General features: G+C 66.4%; 19 protein-coding genes. 14 read left to right on the top strand and 5 right to left on the bottom strand.

The window, feature by feature from the left end; translation table 11 throughout:
* Positions 1–399 precede the first annotated feature (399 nt).
* Positions 400–3633: a lamin tail domain-containing protein gene (locus tag J5837_RS02050; RefSeq protein WP_210535053.1), complete on the bottom strand. Its 3234-nt coding sequence runs from the start codon at positions 3631–3633 to the stop codon at positions 400–402.
* 145 nt (positions 3634–3778) lie between these two features.
* On the opposite strand from J5837_RS02050, the gene J5837_RS02045 reads away from it, so the two are divergent.
* Positions 3779–4639: a tryptophan 2,3-dioxygenase gene (locus J5837_RS02045; protein ID WP_210535052.1), complete on the top strand. Its 861-nt coding sequence runs from the start codon at positions 3779–3781 to the stop codon at positions 4637–4639.
* A gap of 275 nt (positions 4640–4914) precedes the next feature.
* Positions 4915–6411: a peptide MFS transporter gene (locus J5837_RS02040; RefSeq protein ID WP_210535051.1), complete on the top strand. Its 1497-nt coding sequence runs from the start codon at positions 4915–4917 to the stop codon at positions 6409–6411.
* A gap of 163 nt (positions 6412–6574) precedes the next feature.
* Here J5837_RS02040 and J5837_RS02035 read toward each other — a convergent pair whose 3' ends face one another.
* A complete protein-coding gene (locus J5837_RS02035; protein ID WP_210535050.1) occupies positions 6575–7057 on the bottom strand; it encodes a MarR family winged helix-turn-helix transcriptional regulator in 483 nt (160 codons plus the stop codon).
* A 108-nt stretch (positions 7058–7165) separates the two neighbouring features.
* Between J5837_RS02035 and hppD the strand changes: the two genes are divergently transcribed.
* Both hppD and hmgA read left to right on the top strand, forming a co-directional pair.
* Positions 7166–8263, top strand: a complete 1098-nt coding sequence (gene hppD / locus J5837_RS02030; RefSeq protein ID WP_244755526.1) for a 4-hydroxyphenylpyruvate dioxygenase — start codon at positions 7166–7168, stop codon at positions 8261–8263.
* A 117-nt stretch (positions 8264–8380) separates the two neighbouring features.
* Positions 8381–9667, top strand: coding sequence for a homogentisate 1,2-dioxygenase (gene hmgA, locus J5837_RS02025; protein WP_210535049.1), 1287 nt, complete (start codon positions 8381–8383; stop codon positions 9665–9667).
* 3 nt (positions 9668–9670) lie between these two features.
* On the opposite strand, the gene J5837_RS02020 is transcribed toward hmgA, so the two are convergent.
* Positions 9671–10192 (bottom strand): hypothetical protein, encoded by a 522-nt coding sequence (locus J5837_RS02020; protein ID WP_210535048.1) that lies wholly within the window; start codon positions 10190–10192, stop codon positions 9671–9673.
* Between the two features lie 135 nt (positions 10193–10327).
* Between J5837_RS02020 and J5837_RS02015 the strand changes: the two genes are divergently transcribed.
* The 3 genes from J5837_RS02015 to nhaA all read left to right on the top strand — a co-directional run bounded on the left by J5837_RS02015 (position 10328) and on the right by nhaA (position 13684).
* Complete coding sequence (locus J5837_RS02015) at positions 10328–10969, top strand: lectin (protein ID WP_210535047.1); 642 nt, start codon at positions 10328–10330, stop codon at positions 10967–10969.
* Between the two features lie 81 nt (positions 10970–11050).
* On the top strand, positions 11051–12034 hold the full coding sequence (locus tag J5837_RS02010; protein ID WP_210535046.1) for a calcium/sodium antiporter: 984 nt from the start codon (positions 11051–11053) through the stop codon (positions 12032–12034).
* Between the two features lie 441 nt (positions 12035–12475).
* Complete coding sequence (gene nhaA / locus J5837_RS02005; RefSeq protein ID WP_210535045.1) at positions 12476–13684, top strand: Na+/H+ antiporter NhaA; 1209 nt, start codon at positions 12476–12478, stop codon at positions 13682–13684.
* A 9-nt stretch (positions 13685–13693) separates the two neighbouring features.
* On the opposite strand, the gene J5837_RS02000 is transcribed toward nhaA, so the two are convergent.
* Positions 13694–14179, bottom strand: a complete 486-nt coding sequence (locus tag J5837_RS02000) for an Mpo1 family 2-hydroxy fatty acid dioxygenase (RefSeq protein ID WP_210535044.1) — start codon at positions 14177–14179, stop codon at positions 13694–13696.
* Between the two features lie 245 nt (positions 14180–14424).
* On the bottom strand, positions 14425–15348 hold the full coding sequence (locus tag J5837_RS01995) for a phosphoribosylaminoimidazolesuccinocarboxamide synthase (protein WP_210535043.1): 924 nt from the start codon (positions 15346–15348) through the stop codon (positions 14425–14427).
* A gap of 130 nt (positions 15349–15478) precedes the next feature.
* Here J5837_RS01995 and J5837_RS01990 point away from each other — a divergent pair, with 130 nt between their 5' ends.
* The 7 genes from J5837_RS01990 to J5837_RS01960 all read left to right on the top strand — a co-directional run bounded on the left by J5837_RS01990 (position 15479) and on the right by J5837_RS01960 (position 21525).
* A complete protein-coding gene (locus tag J5837_RS01990; protein ID WP_210535042.1) occupies positions 15479–15805 on the top strand; it encodes a J domain-containing protein in 327 nt (108 codons plus the stop codon).
* Positions 15806–15813: 8 nt separating this feature from the next.
* Positions 15814–16485, top strand: coding sequence for a ribulose-phosphate 3-epimerase (rpe, locus tag J5837_RS01985; RefSeq protein WP_210535041.1), 672 nt, complete (start codon positions 15814–15816; stop codon positions 16483–16485).
* 326 nt (positions 16486–16811) lie between these two features.
* Positions 16812–18287: an anthranilate synthase component I gene (gene trpE / locus J5837_RS01980; RefSeq protein WP_210535040.1), complete on the top strand. Its 1476-nt coding sequence runs from the start codon at positions 16812–16814 to the stop codon at positions 18285–18287.
* A gap of 25 nt (positions 18288–18312) precedes the next feature.
* Positions 18313–19008 carry a class I SAM-dependent methyltransferase gene (locus tag J5837_RS01975; protein WP_210535039.1) on the top strand — a complete coding sequence of 232 codons (696 nt, stop codon included), beginning with the start codon at positions 18313–18315 and terminating at the stop codon, positions 19006–19008.
* 139 nt (positions 19009–19147) lie between these two features.
* Complete coding sequence (locus J5837_RS01970; RefSeq protein WP_210535038.1) at positions 19148–19366, top strand: hypothetical protein; 219 nt, start codon at positions 19148–19150, stop codon at positions 19364–19366.
* Positions 19367–19504: 138 nt separating this feature from the next.
* Positions 19505–20179: a response regulator transcription factor gene (locus J5837_RS01965; RefSeq protein ID WP_210535037.1), complete on the top strand. Its 675-nt coding sequence runs from the start codon at positions 19505–19507 to the stop codon at positions 20177–20179.
* Positions 20176–21525, top strand: coding sequence for a sensor histidine kinase (locus tag J5837_RS01960; RefSeq protein WP_210535036.1), 1350 nt, complete (start codon positions 20176–20178; stop codon positions 21523–21525). The genes J5837_RS01965 and J5837_RS01960 overlap by 4 nt, the downstream gene beginning before the upstream one ends.
* Positions 21526–21535 lie beyond the last annotated feature (10 nt).

Raw genomic sequence — 21535 nt, 5'->3', positions numbered from 1 at the left:
GGTGCGTCAATACGCATGGCGATGGAGCTTGCAGGTTGGCGCGAAGTTCCATGCGCAATGTGACCGCGCGCAAACGGGCACAAAAAGTCTCCGGAATCCGGGTGGGTTTCCTTCTCCCCGCATGCGGGGAGAAGGTGGCCGACAGGCCGGATGAGGGTAGCCCGGAGCTGATGCACTTTGAGTCGCGATGGAAATTCGATTGCGGAAGGCCCGACTTTCCCAGCACCCGATGTGGCCTTGCGCCGGAACTGACACTGGCTCCGGGGCCCCTCACCTGCCTTCGGCATCCTCTCCCCGCATGCGGGGAGAGGAAGTCGCTACCTGATTCGTATTGAAATCCGGATGAAAAAAAAGACGCGGCCGAGGCCGCGTCTTCGGTTTCCGCCGATGGCCTGGCGTTTACGGCACGCCGACGATCCGGTTGCTGTACCGCGCCGCGTTGTTCGCGGTCTGCGGATCGGGCGTGGAAGCGGTGGCGGCCGCGTCGAGGTTCAGCGAGTAGATGCTGCTCGGGCGCGCCGGAATGACGATGGCGAAGTCGAAGCGCTGGCTGGCGCCGGCCGCGAACGCGCCGGCGAAGCGGCAAGTTGCTTCGAAGTTCGCGCCATCGCCGCCGACCTCGCACTGCCAGCCGGCTGGCGCGGCGATCGCCACGTTGGCGGCGAGCGCGTCGCCGCGCAGGGTCACCGACGGATTCCACGCCTTGTCCGCGCCGTTGTTGCGCAGGGTCAGCGGGAAGGTTTCGGTGCGGCCGTAGTTCAGCTTGCCGCTCGGGGTCTTCGGGCCGCTGAGCGACACGGCCAGGTCGGCGCTGGCTTCGATGCCGACCGATACGCTGGCCTGGTTGTCGGCGTTGGCGGGGTCGGTAATCTGCGACTGCACGGCGGCGGCCAATCCCAGCGACTTGCCGCCGGCCGAATCCGGCGCAATCGCGGTCAGGGCGAAGTCCGCGCTGGCGCCACTGGCCAGGCTCGGCGTGGCGCAGGTCACCGTCGTGGTGGCGGCGTCCTGCACCGGCGCGGCGCAGGTCCAGCCGTCGGCGGCGGTCACCGCCGGGCTCAGCAGCGCGTCGAACACGAAGGCGACGGCGGCGAAGGCGGCAGCGTTCGGGCCGGTGTTGCCCACGCGGGCGGTGTAGCCGATATCGCTGCCCACGTGCGCGGTGGCCGACGAGGCCTGCAATTGCACCGACAGGTTGGCGCTGCGGAATGCCGGCACCTTGATGCTCAGGCGCACCGGGTCGTGGTCGGACACGCGCAACGGCGTGGCGGCGTCGCCGTAGTGGAACACGCCGAAGTCGGCGTTGATGCGCGCGTGGTCCACGCTCAGGCCGACGTCGTCCAGCGCCAGCGCTTCGTTGACCAGCACGTGGTCGAGGCTCTGCGCATTGCCTTCGAACACGTACGAGTAGCGCTGCGCGGGATCGCCGATCAGCTGCGAGCCGTCGATCAGGATCGAGGTCAGCGGGCTCGGCACCCAGGTCAGCACCTGGTCTTCCGGCGCTTCCTCGCCCTTGATGATGCCCAGCACGTCGGTGTAGCCGTCGTTGAACTCGAAGGCGTTGAAGTCGCCGACCATGACGATCTTCGAACCCGGATGCGCGATCTGCTCGTCCTGCACCAGCTGCGCGGTGAAGCGGGCCTGTTCGGCGCGCTTGGCGCGTACCCGCGCACCGGCGGTCGGCCAGCCGTTGCTGCCGGCGGCGATGCTGTCGATATCGTTGAGCGAACGCAGGTGGTTGGCGATCACCGTGACCGGGTAGGACGCGCCGTTGTCCTGGTGCACGACTGCATGCAGCACCAGCGGCGGGCGATCGTTGAGCAGGCTGCTGCTGCCGTCGGGATTGGCCAGCACGGCGTTCTTGCCGATCTGCTGCACGTCGAGCACTTCGACGCGCGGGCTGGCACCCAGGCTGCGGGTGCTGACCAGGAAGCCGACGTCGATGCCGCCAACGTCGTTGCCTTCCACCAGATAGGCCACGTAACCCGGCGCACGCGCGCAGGTCGTGTTGATCCGGTCGGCGAGGCGCTGCAGGATCGCCAGGTGCTCGACTTCGACCACGCCGAGGATGTCCGGCGCCTTCAGGTAATCGCAGATGGCCCACGCGGTCTTGCCGAGGCGCTTGTCGACGGCGGCGGCCTTCAGCGTCGGCGCGCCGTCGCCATCGGCGACTTCGTCGAAGAAGCGCAACAGGTTGAAGCCGCCGATGGTCACGTCTTCGTAGGCGGGGTCGGCGACCGCTTCCGGCAGCTTGCCGCCCGTCACCGTCGGTGGACTCGTCGCGTCCGGCAGCAGGGCCCAAGTGGCGCTGTAGTAGTCGAGCACGCCGACCAGGCCGTCTACCTGCGCGCCGCCGTCCAGCGACAGCGAAGCGGCGCCGATCTGCTGGCGCGCACGCACCATCAGGCGCTCGGGGTTGGTGTCGAAGCGCGGCGGGTTCTTGTCGGCAGGGATCGGGATGACGTCCAGAACGCCGATGCCGGGCTCGCGGAACGGCGTCGCCGTCTCCGGCAGCTTCACGTAGAACACGCTGTCGGTGCCGCCGATGGCATCGTCCTCGTCGATGCTGCCATCGGTGCCGGAAATCGCGATGGCATGGGCCACGCTGACCCGCATGCCTTCCAGCTTCTCCAGCGTGCCGGGCGCGGCATTGGCGTTGAGCTCGGCGGCGGTGATTTCCACCGGCGCGGGCAGGGCGACACCGGTTTCCAGCACTTCGACCGTCGGCGAGGACAGTTCGGTGATGCTGAGCTGGTTCGGGTTGGTGGAAGGGGTGAATTCCTCGACCTTCGCGGTGACGCGCACGCGGTTGCCGACCGCGGCGCTGGCCGGCGGCGCGCTGGAGGTGAAGACGAATACGCCTTCAGAGGTGGCGGGGTCGCCGTCGTCGTTGGCGCTTTGCAGGAAGAAGCCGTTGTTGAACTTGCGCGCGGTGACGATGCCTTCGGTGACGACTTTCTCGCCCACGTGCGGCGAAACCAGGCCATTGCCCTGGATCTGGGGAATGGTCCGCGGCGTGGCAGGCTCGGGTTGCGGCGGTTCGGCGCTGCTGTTGCGCGGGTTCGGCGTACCGATGCTGAAGTCGGCGCTGTTGTTGTTGGTGTCGACGGAGCCGTCGCCGTTGCGCAGCGCCGCCGTGGTGTTGCTCAGCGTGCCGGTCGGCGCGGTCTCGGCGCAGGTCGCGGTGCTGCCGTAGCCGACGAAGTCGACGATGCCGCCGCCGCTGGGGCAGGCGCCGCTGAGCGCGGTGTTGTTGCTGACCAGCGCGACCTTGCCGGCGGTACCGGCCATGGCGATGGTGCCGGTGGCGTCCGGCGTGGGCAGGTCGGTGGTGCCGCCGGCGCCATCGGCCTGCTTGACCAGATAATAACCGCCGGGCTGGATGCTGCCGCTCAACGCGGTCTTGTTGGTCCAGGACGTGCCAGCGGCGGAAGCGTACTGCACGCTCCAGCCAGTGAGGTCCACTGCCGTCGCGCCGTTGTTGCGCAGTTCGATGAAGTCGCTTTTCAGCGTGGCGCCGCTGTTGCCGCCGCCGCCGTAGACCTGGCTGATGACTACCTGCGCCTGGGCCGCGCCGAACGCGCCGCACAGCACTACCCCGAGCGCCACGCGGCGCAGCAATCCGTACTTCATGCCGTCTCTCTCCGGAAATGGACGCGGGAACCCCACCGCGCCCGGTCATTGTGGCCGAATCCTCGGGCCTGCGCATGACGACCGCATGACGCCGAGCGGGTAACATGGCCGGCCCGCGTCTTCGCCGCCATTCTTCAGGTTCCACATGAGCATCCAGGACAACCAGCGCCCGCTGGAAGCCGGCATCCACACCGATCTGGCCGGACGCGTGACCTATGCGGGCTACCTGCGCCTGGATCGCCTGCTATCCGCGCAGGAACCGTTGTCGCAACCGCCGCACCACGACGAGATGCTGTTCATCGTCCAGCACCAGACCAGCGAGTTGTGGCTGAAGTTGTTGATCCACGAACTGAGCGCGGCCATCGACCACCTGCGCAACGACCGCGTATGGCAATTCGGCAAGGTCGCCGCGCGCTGCAAGCGGGTGTTCGACCAGCTGACCGCGCAATGGTCGGTGCTGGAGACGCTGACGCCTTCCGAGTACATGGAATTCCGCGACGTGCTCGGCCCTTCGTCCGGATTCCAGTCGGTGCAGTACCGCACGGTGGAGTTCCTGCTGGGCAACAAGAACGCGGCGATGCTGAAGGTGTTCGAGCACGATCCGGAAGGCCAGGCGCGGCTGCGCGCCGCGTTGGAGGCGCCGAGCCTTTACGACGAATTCCTGCGTTACCTGGCGCGCTGGGGCCATGCGGTGCCGGTCGCCAACCTGGAGCGCGACTGGTCCAAGCCGCATGCGATGGACACGACGCTGTTGCCGGTGTTCGAACGCATCTACGAAAACCCCAACCAGTACTGGCGCGAGTACGCGCTGTGCGAGGACTTCGTCGACCTGGAAACCCAGTTCCAGCTGTGGCGCTTCCGCCACATGCGCACGGTGATGCGGATCATCGGCTTCAAACGCGGCACCGGCGGTTCCAGCGGCGTGGGCTTCCTCAAGCAGGCGCTGGAATTGACCTTCTTCCCCGAACTGTTCGACGTGCGCACCCAGGTCGGACTCAACCGCTGAGCCTCGTCAGGCGCGGTGGGAGCGGCTATAGCCGCGATGCTTCCGCTTCGTAGAGTCGAGCTTGCTCGACTGCTTTCATGCGGCGGCTGGATAGCGAGAGCAGTCGAGCAAGCTCGACTCTACAGGGTCAGGCATTCGCAAATGGCTGAATTGATTGGGATTTATTCGGGGTCGCAGGATCGGGCAGATTGACGCATCTGTAACTGTTCGTCATCCTGCGCCGTCCCGTTCCCACGGCGGGCTTCCATTCCTGAACGACTTGAGGGGGAAACCGCATGAGCGGTGCCGCAACGACCACGCCGGGGACGATCCCGGAATTCAAGCAAGTAATGGGTCATCCGCGTCCGTTGTGGATGCTGTTCATGACCGAGTTCTGGGAACGCTTCGCGTTCTATGGCATCCGCTGGGCGCTGGTGCTGTACATGGTGGCGGAGTTCTACCAGGGTTCGGGCGAAGGCGAAGCGCCGTCCAGCCGTATCTACGGCGCATACCTGGCGCTGGTATACGCCGCAGCGATCTTCGGCGGCTACATCGCCGACCGCATCCTCGGTTACCAGCGCTCGATCCTGCTCGGCGCGGCGATCATGGCGGTCGGCTTGTTCATGATCGCGTATCCCGACCAGACCATGTTCAAGATCGGCCTGGCCACGGTGATCACCGGCAACGGCATGTTCAAGCCGAACATCTCCGCGATGGTGGGCAAGCTCTACGCGCCCGAAGACCAGCGCCGCGACTCGGGCTTCACCCTGTTCTACATGGGCATCAATTCCGGCGCCTTCATTGCGCCGATCCTGACCGGTTGGTTCTCCGACAAGCTGTTCGGCACCGATGCGATGCCGAACTACAAGGTGGTGTTCATCGCCTCCGGCGTCGGCATGCTGATCAGCCTGGTGTGGTTCTGGTTCGGCCGCCGCCAGCTCGGCGGCATCGGCCGTCCGCTTGAGGGAGGCGCGAGCAAGCTGCGCGTGCTGTACGTGCTGCTGGCTTCTCTGGTCGCGATTCCCTGCTACTACTTCCTGCTTGCCATCGACGCGAGCACGCTGCAATGGGTGCTCAGCGCGATGTTCGTTGGCCTGTGCGTGCTGATCCTGGTCGAAGGCTTCCGCGAAGGAAAGGTGGCGCGCGACAAGGCCATCGCGATGCTGCTCATCTTCCTGTTCAACGTGCTGTTCTGGTGCTTCTTCGAACAGGCCGGCAGCTCGTTCAACTTCCTCGCGCAGAACATCGTCAACCGCGATTTCGGCGGCTGGATCTTCCCGGTCGGCTGGTTCCAGTCGGTCAACTCGCTGGCGATCATCACGGTCGCGCCGGTCCTTGCCTGGCTGTGGATCAAGATGGGCCGAAACAACCCGTCGATCCCGCGCAAGTTCGGCCTGGGCATCATCTTCAACGGCCTGGCCTTCCTGCTGTTGATGTTCGCCCTGTCCAGCCTGGTCGACGATGCCGGCAAGGTGCCGTTCTGGACGCTGTTCATGGTCTACGTGATCCAGTCGGTGGGCGAGCTGTGCCTGTCGCCGATCGGCCTGTCGATGACCACCAAGCTGGCGCCGGTGAAGCTGGTCGGCTTCGCGATGGGCGGCTGGTTCCTGTCCACCGGCATCGGCAACAACCTGTCGGGCATCTTCGCCAGCCATGTCAGCGGTGAGACCGGCATGACCGTGGCGTCGGCGCATGCCGGCTACACGCAGGGCTTCTGGATCCTGATCATCGGCGGCGTTGCGCTGTTCCTGATCGCGCCGCTGATCCAGAAACTGATGCACGGCGTGAAGTAATCGCCGACGGCATCGAGTGGAAAACGGCGGCCTAGGCCGCCGTTTTCTTATGGCATCCGGTAGTCGGGCGTGGGGGTGGGCACGCTTTTTTGCCCGCCTCCGAGAATTGCACGGTGGGCACGAAAGGCGTGCCCGCCCTGCGACTGCAGCGGCGATTGGCCCGTCAGATGTGCTCGTTCATCCGCTTCAGGCCTTCCTTGCCCAGCTTGTCGATCAGACGGTCGAGCTGCGCGCGTTCCTCATCGCTGAGCGGGCTGAGCAGCTGGCGCTCGCATTCCAGCACCATCGGCGCGACCTCGTCGTAGACGCGGAACCCGTCCTCGGACAGGGTCAGCACCGAGCGGCGGCGGTCGTCGCCGTGGATCTCGCGCTGGATCAGGCTGCGCTCCAACAGGCGCGCAACGGCGCGGCTGACCGCCACCTTGTCCATCGCGGTGCGCTCGGTGACTTCGCGCGCGGACAGGCCGGGGAAGCGGCCCAGCACCGCCATGACCCGCCATTCGGTGATGGCCAGGCCGAAGCGGCGGTGGTATTCGCCGGCGATGGCGCTGCTGACCTTGTTCGACAGGACGCTGAGCCGGTACGGCACCAGCCGCTCCAGGTCGAGGATTTCGTGGGAGGACGTTTCAGGCTTGGACGGGGTCATGTGGCGCTGCCGCTTGCTTATGGTTACAGTTGAAACTATAAAGAGCGTCTACGTAAGTCTTCCACGCGGCGGCGCATCCTGTGCGGGCCGCGTCACCGAGGAGTCGCCATGAGCGCACAACCCCCCCGTGGCATGCAAGTCACGACCTTCGACAACCCCATGGGCATCGACGGCTTCGAGTTCGTCGAGTATGCCGCGCCGGCCGGGCAGGGCGGCGCGCTGCACGATTATTTCCGCAAACTGGGCTTCGTCCAGGTGGCCCGGCACAAGACCCGGCCGATCAGCACCTACCGCCAGGGCGACTGCACCTTCCTGATCAACGAGGATCCGGATTCGTTCGCCGCGCGCTTCGCCGCGCAGCACGGACCCAGCGCCTGCGGCTTCGCCATCCGGGTCAACAAGCTGGCCGAATGGGCACGGGTGCAGGCGCTGAAGAACGGCGCAGAATCCTTCGACGCCGCCGACGAGCTGACCAAGGCGGTGGCGGCGCCGGTGATCAAGGGCATCGGCGGCTGCATGCTGTACATCGTCGACCGCTACGACGACAAGGGCACCATCCACGACCCCGATTACGAATACCTGCCGGGCGTCGAGCTGATGCCGAAGGGTTTCGGCCTGACCTTCATCGACCACCTGACCCACAACCTGTACCACGGCAACATGGCCAAGTGGGCGGACTACTACGAGCGGCTGTTCAATTTCCGCGAGATCCGCTACTTCGACATCAAGGGCGCGAAGACCGGCCTGCTGTCGAAGGCGATGACCGCGCCCGACGGCATGGTGCGCATTCCGTTGAACGAGTCGTCCGACCCGAAGTCGCAGATCAACGAATACCTGGACACCTACCACGGCGAAGGCATCCAGCACATCGCCTGTTTCACCGACGATATCTACACGACGGTGGAGAAGATGCGCGCGGCGGGCGTCGAGTTCCTCGACACGCCGGACACCTATTTCGAGGTGATCGACCAGCGCATCCCCGAGCATGGCGAGGACGTGGCGCGGCTGGCGAAGAACAAGATCCTGATCGACGCCGATCCGGAAACGCACAAGCGCAAGCTGCTGCAGATCTTCACCCAGAACGCGATCGGCCCGATCTTCTTCGAGATCATCCAGCGCAAGGGCAACGAAGGCTTCGGCGAAGGCAACTTCCAGGCGCTGTTCGAGAGCATCGAGCGCGACCAGATGAAGCGCGGCGTGCTTTAAGACTTTTTCGACGCGGATCAACGCGGATAGAATCGGGCAAGGCATGGACGATTCACGGAATGATCCGCGTTCATTCGCGTCTATCCGCGTCAAAAGTACGCTTCGAGGACAACGGCGATGAATGTTGGCTACATGACCGGTTTCGGCAACGAATTCGCGACCGAAGCGGTCGCCGGCGCGCTGCCGGTCGGGCGCAATTCGCCGCAGAAGGTCGCGCACGGCTTGTACGCCGAGCAGCTGTCCGGCACTGCGTTCACCGCGCCGCGCGGTGAGAACCGGCGCAGCTGGCTGTATCGCCTGCGCCCCGCGGGGGTGCATGGCGAATTCGCGCCGTTCCTGCAGCCGCGCTTTCACAACGATTTCGGCGATGGTCCGGTGACGCCGGAGCGGTTGCGCTGGAGTCCGTTGCCCTTGCCGCAGGCGCCGACCGATTTCATCGAAGGCCTTTACACGATGGCCGGCAATGGTTCTGCCGCCGCGCAGCACGGCGTCGGCATCCACCTGTACGCGGCGAACGTATCGATGCACGGCCGCTATTTCTACGACGCCGACGCCGAGCTGCTGATCGTGCCGCAGCAGGGCCGGCTGCGCATCGCCACCGAGCTGGGCGTGCTGGACGTCGAGCCGCAGCAGGTCGCGGTGCTCCCGCGTGGCGTGCGTTTCCGCGTCGACCTGCTGGATGGCGCGTCGCGCGGTTATGTGTGCGAGAACTTCGGCGCGCTGCTGCGCCTGCCCGACCTCGGTCCCATCGGCGCCAATGGCCTGGCCAATCCGCGCGATTTCGAAACGCCGGTCGCCGCCTACGAAGACCTGGAAGGCGAGTTCGAACTGGTGGCCAAGTTCCAGGGCCACCTGTGGCGCGCGCCGATCGGCCATTCGCCGCTGGACGTGGCCGGCTGGCACGGCAACTACGCGCCGTACCGCTACGACCTGCGCCGCTTCAACACCATCGGTTCGATCAGCTTCGACCATCCGGATCCGTCGATCTTCACCGTGCTGACTTCGCCCAGCGACACCCACGGCACGGCGAACCTCGATTTCGTAATCTTCCCGCCGCGCTGGCTGGTGGCGCAGGACACGTTCCGGCCGCCGTGGTTCCATCGCAACATCGCCAGCGAGTTCATGGGCCTGGTGCACGGCGTGTACGACGCCAAGGCCGAAGGCTTCGCGCCCGGCGGTGCGTCGCTGCACAACTGCATGAGCGGACATGGCCCGGACGCGGCGACCTTCGAGAAAGCCAGCAACGCAGACCTGTCGAAGCCGGACGTGATCGCCGACACCCTGGCCTTCATGTTCGAGACGCGCGCGGTGATCCGTCCGGTCGCGCAGGCGCTGGAAGCGAAGCACCGGCAGCGCGATTACCCGCAGTGCTGGGCGGGCTTGAAGAAGAATTTCCGCGGCTGAGCCTCAGGCGACGGCCGGCGCCGCGTCGGCTTGCTGCAACGCGGGCAGGTAGGGCTCGGGCAATACTTCGGTCAGGCGTTCGCGCACGCGCTGCGCCAGCGTCGGGCTGGCCGCCTGGCGCAGGCAATGCAGCGCGGCCAGCAATTGCACCAGCGTGTCCTCGTCGCCTTGCGCGGCCTGCAGCCGGTCGCGATGCCAGGCCGCATCCGGATGGCGCTGCAGTTCGAGCATGCCGAGCAGGTACAGCTTGGCGGCGACCAGCGAACGGCGGCGCGCGGAAGCGGCAACGGTATCGGCCGCCGATACGGGTGCCTGTGGTGGCGGTGCTTCGACCACGGCGACCAGATAGCCCGCGTCGCGCAGCCGCCGGATATGGGACGGCGTTTCGGGGCCGAGCATCGAAGTCAGTTCCTCGACGCTGCGCTGGCCGTCGCACAGGATCAGCACGCGGCGTTCGCGCAGGGTCAGGCTCCCGTCGCGGATGGACAGGGCTTGCCGGGCCTGGTCGGTCTTGCGGGGCTGCATGCGTGGGTCCGCCTTCGAGCCGCCGCACGTTGCGCGCGGGAAGTTACGTCCGCGTGACATTTCCCCGTCGACGCGTCGCGAAGGCGGCGGCATGCGATGCTATCGGCAGGACCCATGGACTGACGGAGTACGCAGATGCGCGCCGGAATCTTCCCGTTGATCGTGTTGTCGCTCGCCGCCTGCAAGGCCCCTGCGCCGGCGGAACCGGCCGCGGGAAAACCCGCGCAGTCGCAGCAGGCCGCAACCCCCGCGCCGATCGAAGCGCCGCCTGCCGAACCCACGGCACCCGCAACGGGCTCGCTGCACGTCGATCTTCCGGCCGAAGGTGCGATCAGCCTTGCTGGTTTCGGCCCCGCGAAATTCGGCGCGAGTGCCGAGGAAGTACGCATGGCCTGGGGCGGCGATCTCGGCGACGCGAAGCCGGACGAACCAGGCGGCTGCTATTACCTCATTCCTGCCACGCAGGCGAAGCAGGGCTACAAGATCGCCTTCATGATCGAAGGCGACAAGTTCGTGCGCCTCGACGTGGCCTCCGACGAGATCGTTGCGCCCGGCGGCGGCAAGATCGGCATGGGCGAAGCCGAACTGCAGAAGCTGTACCACGGCGCATTGCAGTCGATGCCGCACAAGTACGTCGAAGGCGGAAACTACCTGTCGGTGGCCGCCAGTGGCGTGGCACCGAGCAAACTGGTGTTCGAGACCGACGAGAACGGCAAGGCCACCGAATGGCGCATCGGCCTGACGCCGCAGGTGGATTACGTCGAAGGCTGTTCCTGAGCGTGCGGCCGGCCGGGCTAGGCTGGCCGTCTTCGCGGAACTGCGCATAGAATCGCCCGAACCGCCGGGGAGGGACTTGTGATGGCAGAGGCTTGGGGCTTTTTCGTGCTGGGGCTGGTGCTGCTGGCGCTGGGCGGCGATTCCATCGTCAAGGGCGCATCGGGGTTGGCGCAGAAACTCGGTGCGTCGCCCTTCGTCGCCGGCCTGTTGCTGGTCGCCTTCGGTACCTCGCTGCCGGAACTGTTCGTCAACGCCTACGCCGTCGTCCACGGCCAGGCCGAACTGGCGTTGGGCAACGCCATCGGCAGCAATGTCGCCAACCTCGGCCTGACCCTGGGCCTGGCGGCGATGGCCGCGCCGCTGCTGGCGCATATGCGCGTGCTGTCGCCGCTGCAGGTGTTGCTGGCGGTGGCGACGTTCGCGCTGATCGTCTTTTCGCTGGATGGTGCGGTCGGTCGCATCGAAGGCATCGTGTTGCTGCTTGGCTTCGTCGCCATGCTGGCGTTCCTGCTGGCGCGCGCGCGCGGCGAGAGCGCCCAGGTGCAGCAGGGCGTGGAGGCATTCGCCGCGACGCGCACGGTGTTGTGGCTGAACGTGTTGCGCTTCGTCATCGCCGCCGCATTCCTGTATTACGGCGCGAAGTTCGTCGTGCAGGCCGCACCCCAGATCGGCACGGCCTGGGGCTGGTCGCCGCTGCTGGTCGGCTTGTTGCCGGTGGCCATCGGCACGGCCCTGCCGGAAGCGGCCGCCGCGATCGCCGCGGCGCGGCGCGGGCAGGGCGACATGGTGCTGGGGCACGTACTGGGTTCGAGCCTGTTCAATCTGTTGGTGATCGTCGGCGGCATGGCGGCGCTGTCGCCGGCGCCGATCCAGTTGCCCGACCTGTGCGTGCGCTATGCGTTGCCGGCGTCGATGGCGTTCTGCCTGACCCTGTATCCGATGCTGCGCGGGGATCTGCAGATCAAGCGTTACGAGGGCGGAATCCTGCTGGGCGCGTTCGTGCTGTGGGTTGCGTTCGCGGTGTACCTGATCGGTTCCGCGCAGGATGTCATGCCGATCCGCTGATTTTTGTTCGTCATCCCAGCGAAAGCTGGCATCCATTTTGCTTTTGCTCCCGTAGGAGCGCACGTTGGTGCGCGAGTACGAGAATGAAACCGTGTAGACAGTTCCTCGATGCATGAGGTTTCCGGTCGCGCACCAAGGTGCGCTCCTACAGAAGCTTTCGCGCTGGCACGCGAGTCACTTTTCTTTGCTTGTGCAAAGAAAAGTAACCAAAAGAAAGCACACCCTTCCTCGCGCCCTTCGCTGCGCGAAGGGTCCGCGGAGCCGGCGGGAATTTTCGGAAGGCACATCCATGTGCCCTCCGAAAACGACGCGCATCCTGCGCGTCGCCCCTGCGGGGTTTACCCACCGGCTCCGCCGCTGTGGACGGGCCCGAAAAGCAAAAACAACGGCCTGATTACTGCAAACTTGTCTGCGGACGCGTATTCAACCTAGCATCGCCCAATGAGCCGCCCCCGTCCCGTCGCCCGCACCTTGCACCTGCTGCGCGAGTTCTTCCGCCTGCAGGCCGCCGGTGGCATCGTGCTGATCGTTGCCGCGACGCTGGCGATGCTGGCGGCGAATTCGCCGTTGCACGATGCTTATGAGCATTTCCGCCATCTGCCGATCGGCTTCGCAGTCGGTGCATTCGCGATGGACCATCCGCTGGAATGGTGGGTCAACGACGCGCTGATGGCGGCGTTCTTCCTGCTGGTGGCGCTGGAGATCAAGCGCGAGACGCTCAGCGGGCAGCTTTCGAGTTTCGACCAGATGCTGCTGCCTGTGCTGTGCGCGGTCGGAGGCGTGGCCGTGCCGGCGCTGATCTTCTGGGGCGTGAACCATGCCGATCCGGTCGCGATGCGCGGCTGGGCGATTCCCACCGCCACCGACATCGCCTTCGCCCTGGGCATCCTTGCGCTGCTCGGTCCGCGCGTGCCGCTGGGGATGAAGCTGCTGCTGTCGACGATCGCCGTGGTCGACGACCTGGTCGCGATCCTGATCATCGCGATCTTCTACACGGAGCAGTTGTCGATCGGCCACCTGGCTTGGGCCGGCGCGGGCATCGGCCTGATGTTGCTGCTGAACTGGCGTGGGGTGACCCGGTTGTGGCCGTACCTGGTGCTGGGCGCGGTGGTCTGGTACTTCGTGCTGCAGTCGGGCGTGCACGCGACATTGGCCGGCGTGGTCACCGGCTTGCTGATTCCGTTGCGTGGGCCAAACGAAGGACACTCGCCGCTGGAACACCTCGAACACGCACTGCATCCTTGGGTCGCGTACCTGATCCTGCCCTTATTCGCCTTCGTCAACGCGGGATTGGCCCTAGGCGGCATGCAGGCGGGCGATGCGATGGCACCGGTGCCGCTGGGCATCGCGGTCGGTCTGCTGCTGGGCAAGCCGGTCGGCATCGTCGCCACCGCGCTCATGGCGCGGATGGCCGGCATCGCGCGCTATCCGGAAGGAATGGGTTTTCCGGCGATGCTCGGCCTGGGCATGCTGTGCGGCGTCGGCTTCACGATGAGCCTGTTCATCGCCAAGCTCGCTTACGGCAATGTCGGTGGCCACTTCGGAGAAGCGGCGGTGCTGGGCGTGCTGTGCGGATCGCTGCTGTCGGCGGTACTCGGCTGGTCGTGGCTGCGGATGACGTTGAAGCCGACGACGACGGCCAATGGCTGAACCCGTGGCTCAGTATTTCCAGCCCATCTTGCGATAGAACTTCGCCAGCACCCAGATCGGGCCGATCAGCAGGTAGGTCAGATCGGTGAAGAAGCTCGGCTTCTTGCCTTCGAACAGCTTGCTGTGGCCGATGAACTGCGCGATCCAGGCGACGACGAAGACGCCCACGGCCAGCTTGAACAGGCCGCCCAGGCCGTATTCGGCCTGCAGCAGCCGGCACAGGCAGCCCATGAAGAAGAACGCCGCGAGCATGCCGAAGCCGATCGGCCGCGACAGGCGGTAATAGAACATCCACGCACCGAACATCGCCAAGGCCGCCCATACCCCCGTCTTGAACAGGGTGCCGAACACCGGGATGCACCACAGCAAAGCGACCACCGACCACAGGATCGCCGGCACGGCGAATACGTGGATCAGCTGGTTGGTGGGGTGCTGGTGGTCGGCGGAATAACTGGCGAAGAAGCGGTCGATGGGCCGTTCGGCGGTGGCGTGCATGGGCTCTCTGGCTAGCGGGCATGTCCGATCTGCGCGAAGCATACGCCTTTCGCCGGGGCGTGGCATGGCCACGCCTGAAGCGCGATCTAAGCCGGTGTGGGAGCGACGTAAGTCGCGAATATCGAAGCGACGCCACTAAAACGAGGCCGGGAGGATTGTCTACACAAGTCACCCGCCACTGGCTGCCGCTGCGATCGGCAACAACTTGGCTCCGACTTCGCGACTTACGTCGCTCCCACACCGGCTTAGATCGCGATGCCGGCCAGCTTCTGCAACGCCTCGGCGTACTTGGCGCGGGTGCGTTCGATCACTTCGGCCGGGAGCTTCGGGCCGGGCGCGGTCTTGTTCCAGTCCAGCGTTTCCAAGTAGTCGCGCACGAACTGCTTGTCGTAGCTCGGCGGGCTGGTGCCGACTTCGTACTGATCGGCCGGCCAATAGCGCGACGAGTCCGGGGTCAGCATCTCGTCCATGACATGCAGGCGGCCGTCGGCGTCGGTGCCGAACTCGAACTTGGTGTCGGCCAGCAGGATGCCGCGCTGCGCGGCGAATTCGGCGGCGAAGCGATACAGGCGCAGGGTCGCGTCGCGGACCTTCTCGGCCAGATCGGCGCCGACCGTCTTGACCATGCTGTCGAAGTCGATGTTCTCGTCGTGGTCGCCGACGGCGGCCTTGGTCGACGGGGTGAAGATCGGCTCCGGCAATTGCTCGGCCTGGCGCAGGCCGGCGGGCAGTTCGATGCCGCTGACCTTGCCGGTACGCTGGTAGTCCTTCCAGCCGCTGCCGATCAGGTAGCCGCGGGCGATGGCTTCCACCGGCACCGGCTTGAGCTTCTTCGTCACCACTGCGCGCTGGCCATACAGGGCAGGGTCGACGCCCGCGGGCAGCACGCTGGCCACGTCGATGCCAGTCAGGTGATTGGGCATCAGGTCCGCGGTCTGCGCGAACCAGAAGTTGGAGATCTGGCAGAGCATCTCGCCCTTGCCGGGAATCGGGTCGGGCAACACCACGTCGAACGCGCTGAGGCGGTCGGTGGCGACCATCAGGAGGTATTCGCCGGGCGGCGCGCCTTCGGGCAGGCATTCGCGCGGCAGGTCGAAAACATCGCGCACTTTGCCGCGGTGGCGCAGCGGCAGGCCGGGCAGGTCGGATTCAAGCAACGTCGTGGGCACGGACACTCCTGCAAGCGTGGCGGCTGCGCCCGGGCCGGAGGCCCGCGGACGGCAGCGGGCCGCGTAGTGTACGACTGTGGGGGCGCCGTGTACCGTAAAATGCGGGTCGGATTTCCACGCAGGGCGGCGAATGACCCGCTGGTACGGCAAATTGCTGGGTTTCATCGCCGGCTGGCTGCTGATGCGCCACCCCGTCGGCGGGCTGATCGGCCTGCTGGTCGGCCATGCCTTCGACAGCGACTGGTTCAGCCTGTCCCGCGACAACCCGTATCGGGTGTTCAACCTGACCAGCGACGCCAGCGATGCCGAAGTCGACCAGGCCTATCGCCGGCTGATTTCCCAGTACCACCCCGACAAGCTGGCCGGCGCGGCCCCCGAGTTGCGCGCGCAGGCCGAAGCCAAGGCGCGTGAAATCAACGCCGCCTACGACCGCATCCAGAAACTGCGCAAACGCTGAGCGAACCCATGTCCAACTGCATCATCGCCCCGTCGATTCTTTCCGCCGATTTCGCCCGGCTCGGCGAAGAAGTCGACAACGTGCTGAAGGCCGGCGCGGACTGGATCCACTTCGACGTGATGGACAACCACTACGTGCCCAACCTGACCATCGGCCCGATGGTCTGCGCGGCGCTGCGCAAGCACGGGGTCGCCGCGCCGATCGACGTGCACCTGATGGTGTCGCCGGTGGATCGGATCGTGCCGGATTTCGCCGAAGCCGGCGCCAGCGTGATCAGCTTCCATCCCGAAGCGAGCGACCACGTCCATCGCACCATCCAGCTGATCAAGTCGCATGGCTGCAAGGCGGGACTGGTGCTGAACCCGGCCACGCCGGTAGACGTGCTGGACTGGGTGCTGGAAGACCTCGACCTGGTGCTGCTGATGTCGGTCAACCCGGGCTTCGGCGGCCAGGCTTTCATCCCCTCGGCGCTGGACAAGCTGCGCGTGGTGCGCAAGAAGATCGACGCGCTGGGCAAGCCGATCCGGCTGGAGATCGACGGCGGGGTGAAGGCCGACAACATCCGCGAGATCGCCGCCGCGGGCGCCGACACCTTCGTCGCCGGTTCGGCCATCTTCAACGCCCCGGACTACAAGGCGATGATCGAGAAGATGCGCGCCGAGGTTGCCGCGGCGCATTAGTTGCAAATGAAATGGGGCGATGGCCTGCGCCACCGCCCCGGAAGATTGGAGGCTGATCCTGCCTCCGCCAGTCGTCCCTGCTATGACTTTCCACGTTAGCCGTTCCGGATGACAGGAATGTGACCTTGCTCTTGTAGGAGCACCCTTCAGGGCGCGACGAGGGTCCGGTCGCGCCCTGAAGGGCGCTCCTACGGGGCGGATCGGTTAAAGTTGGCGCGTGACCCCGCAGACGCTCCCCCGCGATCTTCCTTCCGCTCGCCGGCCCTGGCGATGGTGGCCCGTCGCCGTCGTCCGCCCCGCCACTGTTTCCCGGAAGGAAAGCTGCCTTGATTTCGTTCGAGCAATTCCAGCGCCACGCCGCTGAAGGCCATACCCGCATCCCTGTCGTCCGCGAAGTGCTGTCCGACCTGGACACGCCGCTGTCGGTTTATCTGAAGCTCGCCGACGCGCCCCATACCTATCTGTTCGAATCGGTCGAGGGCGGCGAACGCTTCGGCCGCTATTCGATCATCGGCCTGCCGGCGAAGCGGGTCATCGCGTTCCGCGGCCACACGCTGGAAGCGCGCGAGAACGGTCGCCTGGTCGAAAGCCGCGATGTCGCCGATCCGTTCGCCGAAGTCGAAGCCCTGCGCGCCGCGCAGCGCGTGCCGAAGCTGGAAGGCCTGCCGGGCTTCAGCGGTGGCCTGGTCGGCTGGTTCGGCTTCGAGTGCATCGAATACATCGAGAAGAAACTCGCCGCTAATCCGAATCCCGACCAGCTCGGCACGCCGGACATCCTGCTGATGCTGAGCGAGGAAGTCGCCGTGTTCGACAACCTCAAGGGCCGGCTGTACCTGATCGTGCACGCCGATCCTTCGCAGGAAAACGCCTGGGAAAGCGCCCAGGCGAGGCTGGACCAGTTGGTCGCCAAGCTGCGCGGCACCGCCACCGCCTACCCGCCGCCGATCCGCCGCGACGTGCTCGACGAAAGCCATTTCGTCTCCGGCTTCACCCGCGAAGGCTTCATCGACGCGGTGGAGAAGTCGAAGGAATACATCCGCGCCGGCGACATCTTCCAGGTGGTGCTGAGCCAGCGCCTCAGCGTGCCGTTCGCCGCGCGCCCGGTCGACGTGTACCGCGCGTTGCGCGCGCTGAATCCGTCGCCGTACATGTATTTCCTCGACGTGGGCGACATGCAGGTGGTCGGCTCGTCGCCGGAAATCCTGGTGCGCCTGCAGGACGGCGAGGTGACAGTGCGCCCGATCGCCGGCACTCGCCCTCGCGGCAAGACCCACGAGGAAGACCTAGCCCTGGAAGCCGAATTGCTCGCCGATCCGAAGGAACGCGCCGAGCACCTGATGCTGATCGACCTGGGCCGCAACGACGTCGGCCGTGTGTCCGAAGCGGGCAGCGTCGAAGTCGGCGACAGCTTCGTGATCGAACGCTACAGCCATGTGATGCACATCGTCAGCGAAGTCACCGGCAAGTTGCTGCCGCGCCTGAGCTATGCCGACGTGTTGCGTGCCACATTCCCCGCCGGCACGGTCAGCGGCGCGCCGAAGATCCGTGCGCTGGAAGTAATCCGGGAACTGGAGCCGATCAAGCGCAACGTCTACGCCGGCAGCATCGGCTACATCGGCTGGCACGGCGATGCCGACACCGCCATCGCCATCCGCACCGCGGTGATCAAGGACGGCAAGCTGCACGTGCAGGCCGGTGCGGGCATCGTCTACGATTCCGACCCGGAGAAGGAGTGGGACGAGACCATGAACAAGGGCAGGGCGCTGTTCCGTGCGGTCGCGGAGGCGGCGAAGGGCTTGTGATCCACTCGTATACGGGAACAACGACATGACCGACGACGTCGGCGACTTTCAGGAGAACTGGTTCGAGCACAACGTTCCGCGTTGGCGTGAATGGTTGGGCAGTTTCTCCGGACGCACGGGGTTGCGTGCGCTCGAGATCGGCAGCTTCGAGGGCCGGTCGACGCTGTGGCTGTGCGAGAACATCCTTACGGCGGACGACGCGCGCATCGACTGCGTGGATTTCTTCGCCCCGGATCCGGTCTACGGCGATTACCACGCCCGTTTCCGGCAAAACACCGCGGCGCACCGGGCGAAGATCCGCGAACACGCCGGCGCCAGTTTCGACATGCTGCGCAAGCTCGAGGGGCCTTACGACATCGTCTATGTCGATGGATGGCATTCCGCGTTCGGCGCACTGGCCGATGGCGTGATGGCGTGGCCGTTGCTGAAGGTCGGCGGCGTGATGATCTTCGACGACTATCTGTGGGTGCCGCCCAAGCTGGGCGAGCCGGAAAAACCGAGCGGGTTGTCGCGCCGGTTGACCAAGTTGCGCGGCGGCGATTGGCGCAGGGAAGCCCGGTTGCGTCAGATCGACAGCGTGGCCGTGGACACACCCAAGCTGGGCGTCGATGGCCTTCTGGCGACGCTGCGGGGGTACCACGAGGTCATCGGCAGCGATTATCAGCTGGCCGTGCGCAAGACCCGCGGTTTCGATCAGGGCCAGGTCGGCCACGACACTTAGCGCCACGCCGCTGCGCCGCGCGGATTAAATTTCCTTCATGCTCCGGCAAGCGCGTCTTCGGGCGGGCCGGCGCAACCTGTCGCCAATGGATCGACGATCCAGATGCGGTTCCCTCCATCCGTCGACAGGACACACGATCATGCAGACCAAGCCCGTTCTCCTCGGCCTCGCCCTGGCCCTGAGCTCCGCCACCGTTTTCGCCGCCACCACGCCGGCGACCCCGGCAACGCCGGCCAAGCCCGCCGCCGCGGCGACCACCGCCAAGTCGGACAGCAAGGCGCCGGTCAAGAAGCACCACCGCCACCATGCCGCCAAGGCCGCGGCCGCCAAGCCGGCCGATGCGTCCACCAGCAAGTAAGCCGCACGCCACGTAGCAAGCCCGTGGCGGCCGGGTAATTTCGCCAGGCCCCGCTGTCTCCCCGGCGGGGCTTTTTGTTGGCGCCGGCGCCACGTTGTCGCCGGTGTCGTATCCTCGACACGCTTCCGAGGAAACCGCATGCGCATCCTGCTGGTCGAAGACGACACGCATATCGCCGCCTTCATCGCCAAGGGCCTGAAGGAAGACGGACACAGTGTCGATCATGCCGACAATGGCAAGGACGGGCTGTTCCTCGCCACCACCGAAAGCTACGACGCCCTGGTGCTGGATCGCATGCTGCCGGCGCTCGACGGCCTGACCCTGCTGCGCACGCTGCGCGGGGCCGGCAACCGCACTCCGGTGCTGATGCTGACCGCGCTGGGCGACGTCGACCACCGCGTCGAAGGCCTGCGCGCCGGCGCCGAGGACTACCTGGTGAAGCCGTTCGCCTATGCGGAGCTCAGCGCCCGCCTGGACAGCCTGGCCCGGCGCGGCGCAGCCGGCGGCGAACTGCCGACCCGACTCAAGGTCGGCGAACTCGAACTCGACTTGCTGAAGCGTTCCGCGCTGCGCGCCGGCAAGGCCATCGAACTGCAGCCGCGCGAATTCCGCCTGCTCGAATACCTGATGCGCCAGGCCGGCCGGGTAGTCACCCGGACCATGCTGCTCGAGGCGGTGTGGGACTACCACTTCGATCCGCAGACCAACGTCATCGACGTGCACGTCAGCCGGTTGCGGCAGAAGATCGACCAGGGTTTCGAAACGCCGATGCTGCACACCGTGCGCGGCGCGGGCTACCGGCTCGGCGAATGAGCGCGGCGCCGCGCTCGACCAGTTTCCGCCTGGCGCTGGCGGTGTCGCTGTCGTTCTTCTCCGCCTTCACCTTGCTCGGCGCCGGGGTGTACTTCGCCGTGTCCGCGCTGCTGGACAAGGATGCGCGCGAGGTGGTGCGCGCCGACGCCGCCGGGTTGTCCGACCTGTACCGGCAATCCGGGCGTGCGCAGTTGCTGGAGGAAATCCGCGGCCGCGTCGAAGAGCCCGACGACCCGGACGCGGTATATGCCCTGCTCGACGCGAACGGGAAGGTCCTCGCCGGCAATTTCAGCCGCCTGCCGCGCTGGCCCGCGTCGAAGCGCTGGGTCGAATTCCGCGACATCGACGGCGATGGCGACCCGCGGGTGATCGCATCGCTGCAACGCCTGCCGGATGGCGGCACCTTGCTGACCGGCGTGCGCGCGCGTTCGCAGGATGGCTTCCTTGCGCTGATGCTGCGCGCGGCGTTGGCCGCGCTGATCGTCGCGGCGCTGGTCGGCGCGTTGATCGGCTGGTTGACCACGCGCTGGGTGGGCGCCCGGCTGCGTGCGCTGGACGCGACCGCGGCGCGGGTGGGCGAGGGCGAACTGGGCCTGCGCGTGCGCAGCGACGGCAGCGGCGACGCCTTCGACCGGGTGGCGCGCCGCTTCAACGCGATGCTCGATCGCATCGAAACACTGATAGACGGCGTGCGCCACGCCACCGACCACATCGCCCACGACCTGCGCACGCCATTGACCCGCTTGCGCAATCGCCTGGATGCCCTGCGCCGTCGCGAACGGCCGGTCGCGGCGGGCGAATTGGACGAGGCCATCGGCGAAACCGACCAGTTGCTGCAATCGTTCAGCGCGCTGCTGCGGCTGTCGCGGATCGAAGCGCAGGCGCCCGCCGGAAGCGGCCCGGAAGTGCGGCTGGACACGCTGGCCGGCGATGCGATCGAGTTGTATGCGGCGGTCGCCGCCGAGCGCGGCATCGTCGTGCGCGGCGATTTCGCCCCGGCAACGGTGCATGGCGACGCCGACCAGTTGTTCCAGATGCTGGCCAACCTGCTCGACAACGCGGTCAAGTTCAGCCCCGACGGCGGCGAGGTGTTGGTGCAGGTCGTGGCGGAAGCGGGGCAGGCCGCGGTCCAGGTGCGGGACCAGGGGCCGGGGATCCCGGAGGCCGAGCGCGAGCGGGTATTCGACCGCTTCGAGCGGCTCGACGCGGCCCGCGGCACTCCCGGCACCGGACTGGGGCTGAGCCTGGTGCGCGCCATCGCCCAGCGCCATGGGGGCGGCATCGTATTGGGCGACGGCCGGCCCGGGCTGGTCGTGCGGGTGGTCCTGCCCCGCGCCGACGCCTGATGATGCATTG

Source organism: Pseudoxanthomonas helianthi, from assembly GCF_017939625.1.
GTDB lineage: Bacteria > Pseudomonadota > Gammaproteobacteria > Xanthomonadales > Xanthomonadaceae > Pseudoxanthomonas_A > Pseudoxanthomonas_A helianthi.
Note: the sequence above shows the minus strand (reverse complement) of the source record. Positions and strands in the feature narration are given on the sequence as shown.

Coding starts and splice junctions, on each gene's coding strand:
- J5837_RS02020 (WP_210535048.1), bottom strand. CDS start 10,192: ATGCAGCCCCGCAAGACCGACCAGGCCCGGCAAGCCCTGTCCATCCGC.
- J5837_RS02015 (WP_210535047.1), top strand. CDS start 10,328: ATGCGCGCCGGAATCTTCCCGTTGATCGTGTTGTCGCTCGCCGCCTGC.
- J5837_RS02040 (WP_210535051.1), top strand. CDS start 4,915: ATGAGCGGTGCCGCAACGACCACGCCGGGGACGATCCCGGAATTCAAG.
- nhaA (WP_210535045.1), top strand. CDS start 12,476: ATGAGCCGCCCCCGTCCCGTCGCCCGCACCTTGCACCTGCTGCGCGAG.
- rpe (WP_210535041.1), top strand. CDS start 15,814: ATGTCCAACTGCATCATCGCCCCGTCGATTCTTTCCGCCGATTTCGCC.
- hppD (WP_244755526.1), top strand. CDS start 7,166: ATGAGCGCACAACCCCCCCGTGGCATGCAAGTCACGACCTTCGACAAC.
- J5837_RS02010 (WP_210535046.1), top strand. CDS start 11,051: ATGGCAGAGGCTTGGGGCTTTTTCGTGCTGGGGCTGGTGCTGCTGGCG.
- J5837_RS01970 (WP_210535038.1), top strand. CDS start 19,148: ATGCAGACCAAGCCCGTTCTCCTCGGCCTCGCCCTGGCCCTGAGCTCC.
- J5837_RS01960 (WP_210535036.1), top strand. CDS start 20,176: ATGAGCGCGGCGCCGCGCTCGACCAGTTTCCGCCTGGCGCTGGCGGTG.
- J5837_RS02045 (WP_210535052.1), top strand. CDS start 3,779: ATGAGCATCCAGGACAACCAGCGCCCGCTGGAAGCCGGCATCCACACC.
- J5837_RS01975 (WP_210535039.1), top strand. CDS start 18,313: ATGACCGACGACGTCGGCGACTTTCAGGAGAACTGGTTCGAGCACAAC.
- J5837_RS02000 (WP_210535044.1), bottom strand. CDS start 14,179: ATGCACGCCACCGCCGAACGGCCCATCGACCGCTTCTTCGCCAGTTAT.
- J5837_RS02050 (WP_210535053.1), bottom strand. CDS start 3,633: ATGAAGTACGGATTGCTGCGCCGCGTGGCGCTCGGGGTAGTGCTGTGC.
- J5837_RS01990 (WP_210535042.1), top strand. CDS start 15,479: ATGACCCGCTGGTACGGCAAATTGCTGGGTTTCATCGCCGGCTGGCTG.
- hmgA (WP_210535049.1), top strand. CDS start 8,381: ATGAATGTTGGCTACATGACCGGTTTCGGCAACGAATTCGCGACCGAA.
- J5837_RS02035 (WP_210535050.1), bottom strand. CDS start 7,057: ATGACCCCGTCCAAGCCTGAAACGTCCTCCCACGAAATCCTCGACCTG.
- J5837_RS01965 (WP_210535037.1), top strand. CDS start 19,505: ATGCGCATCCTGCTGGTCGAAGACGACACGCATATCGCCGCCTTCATC.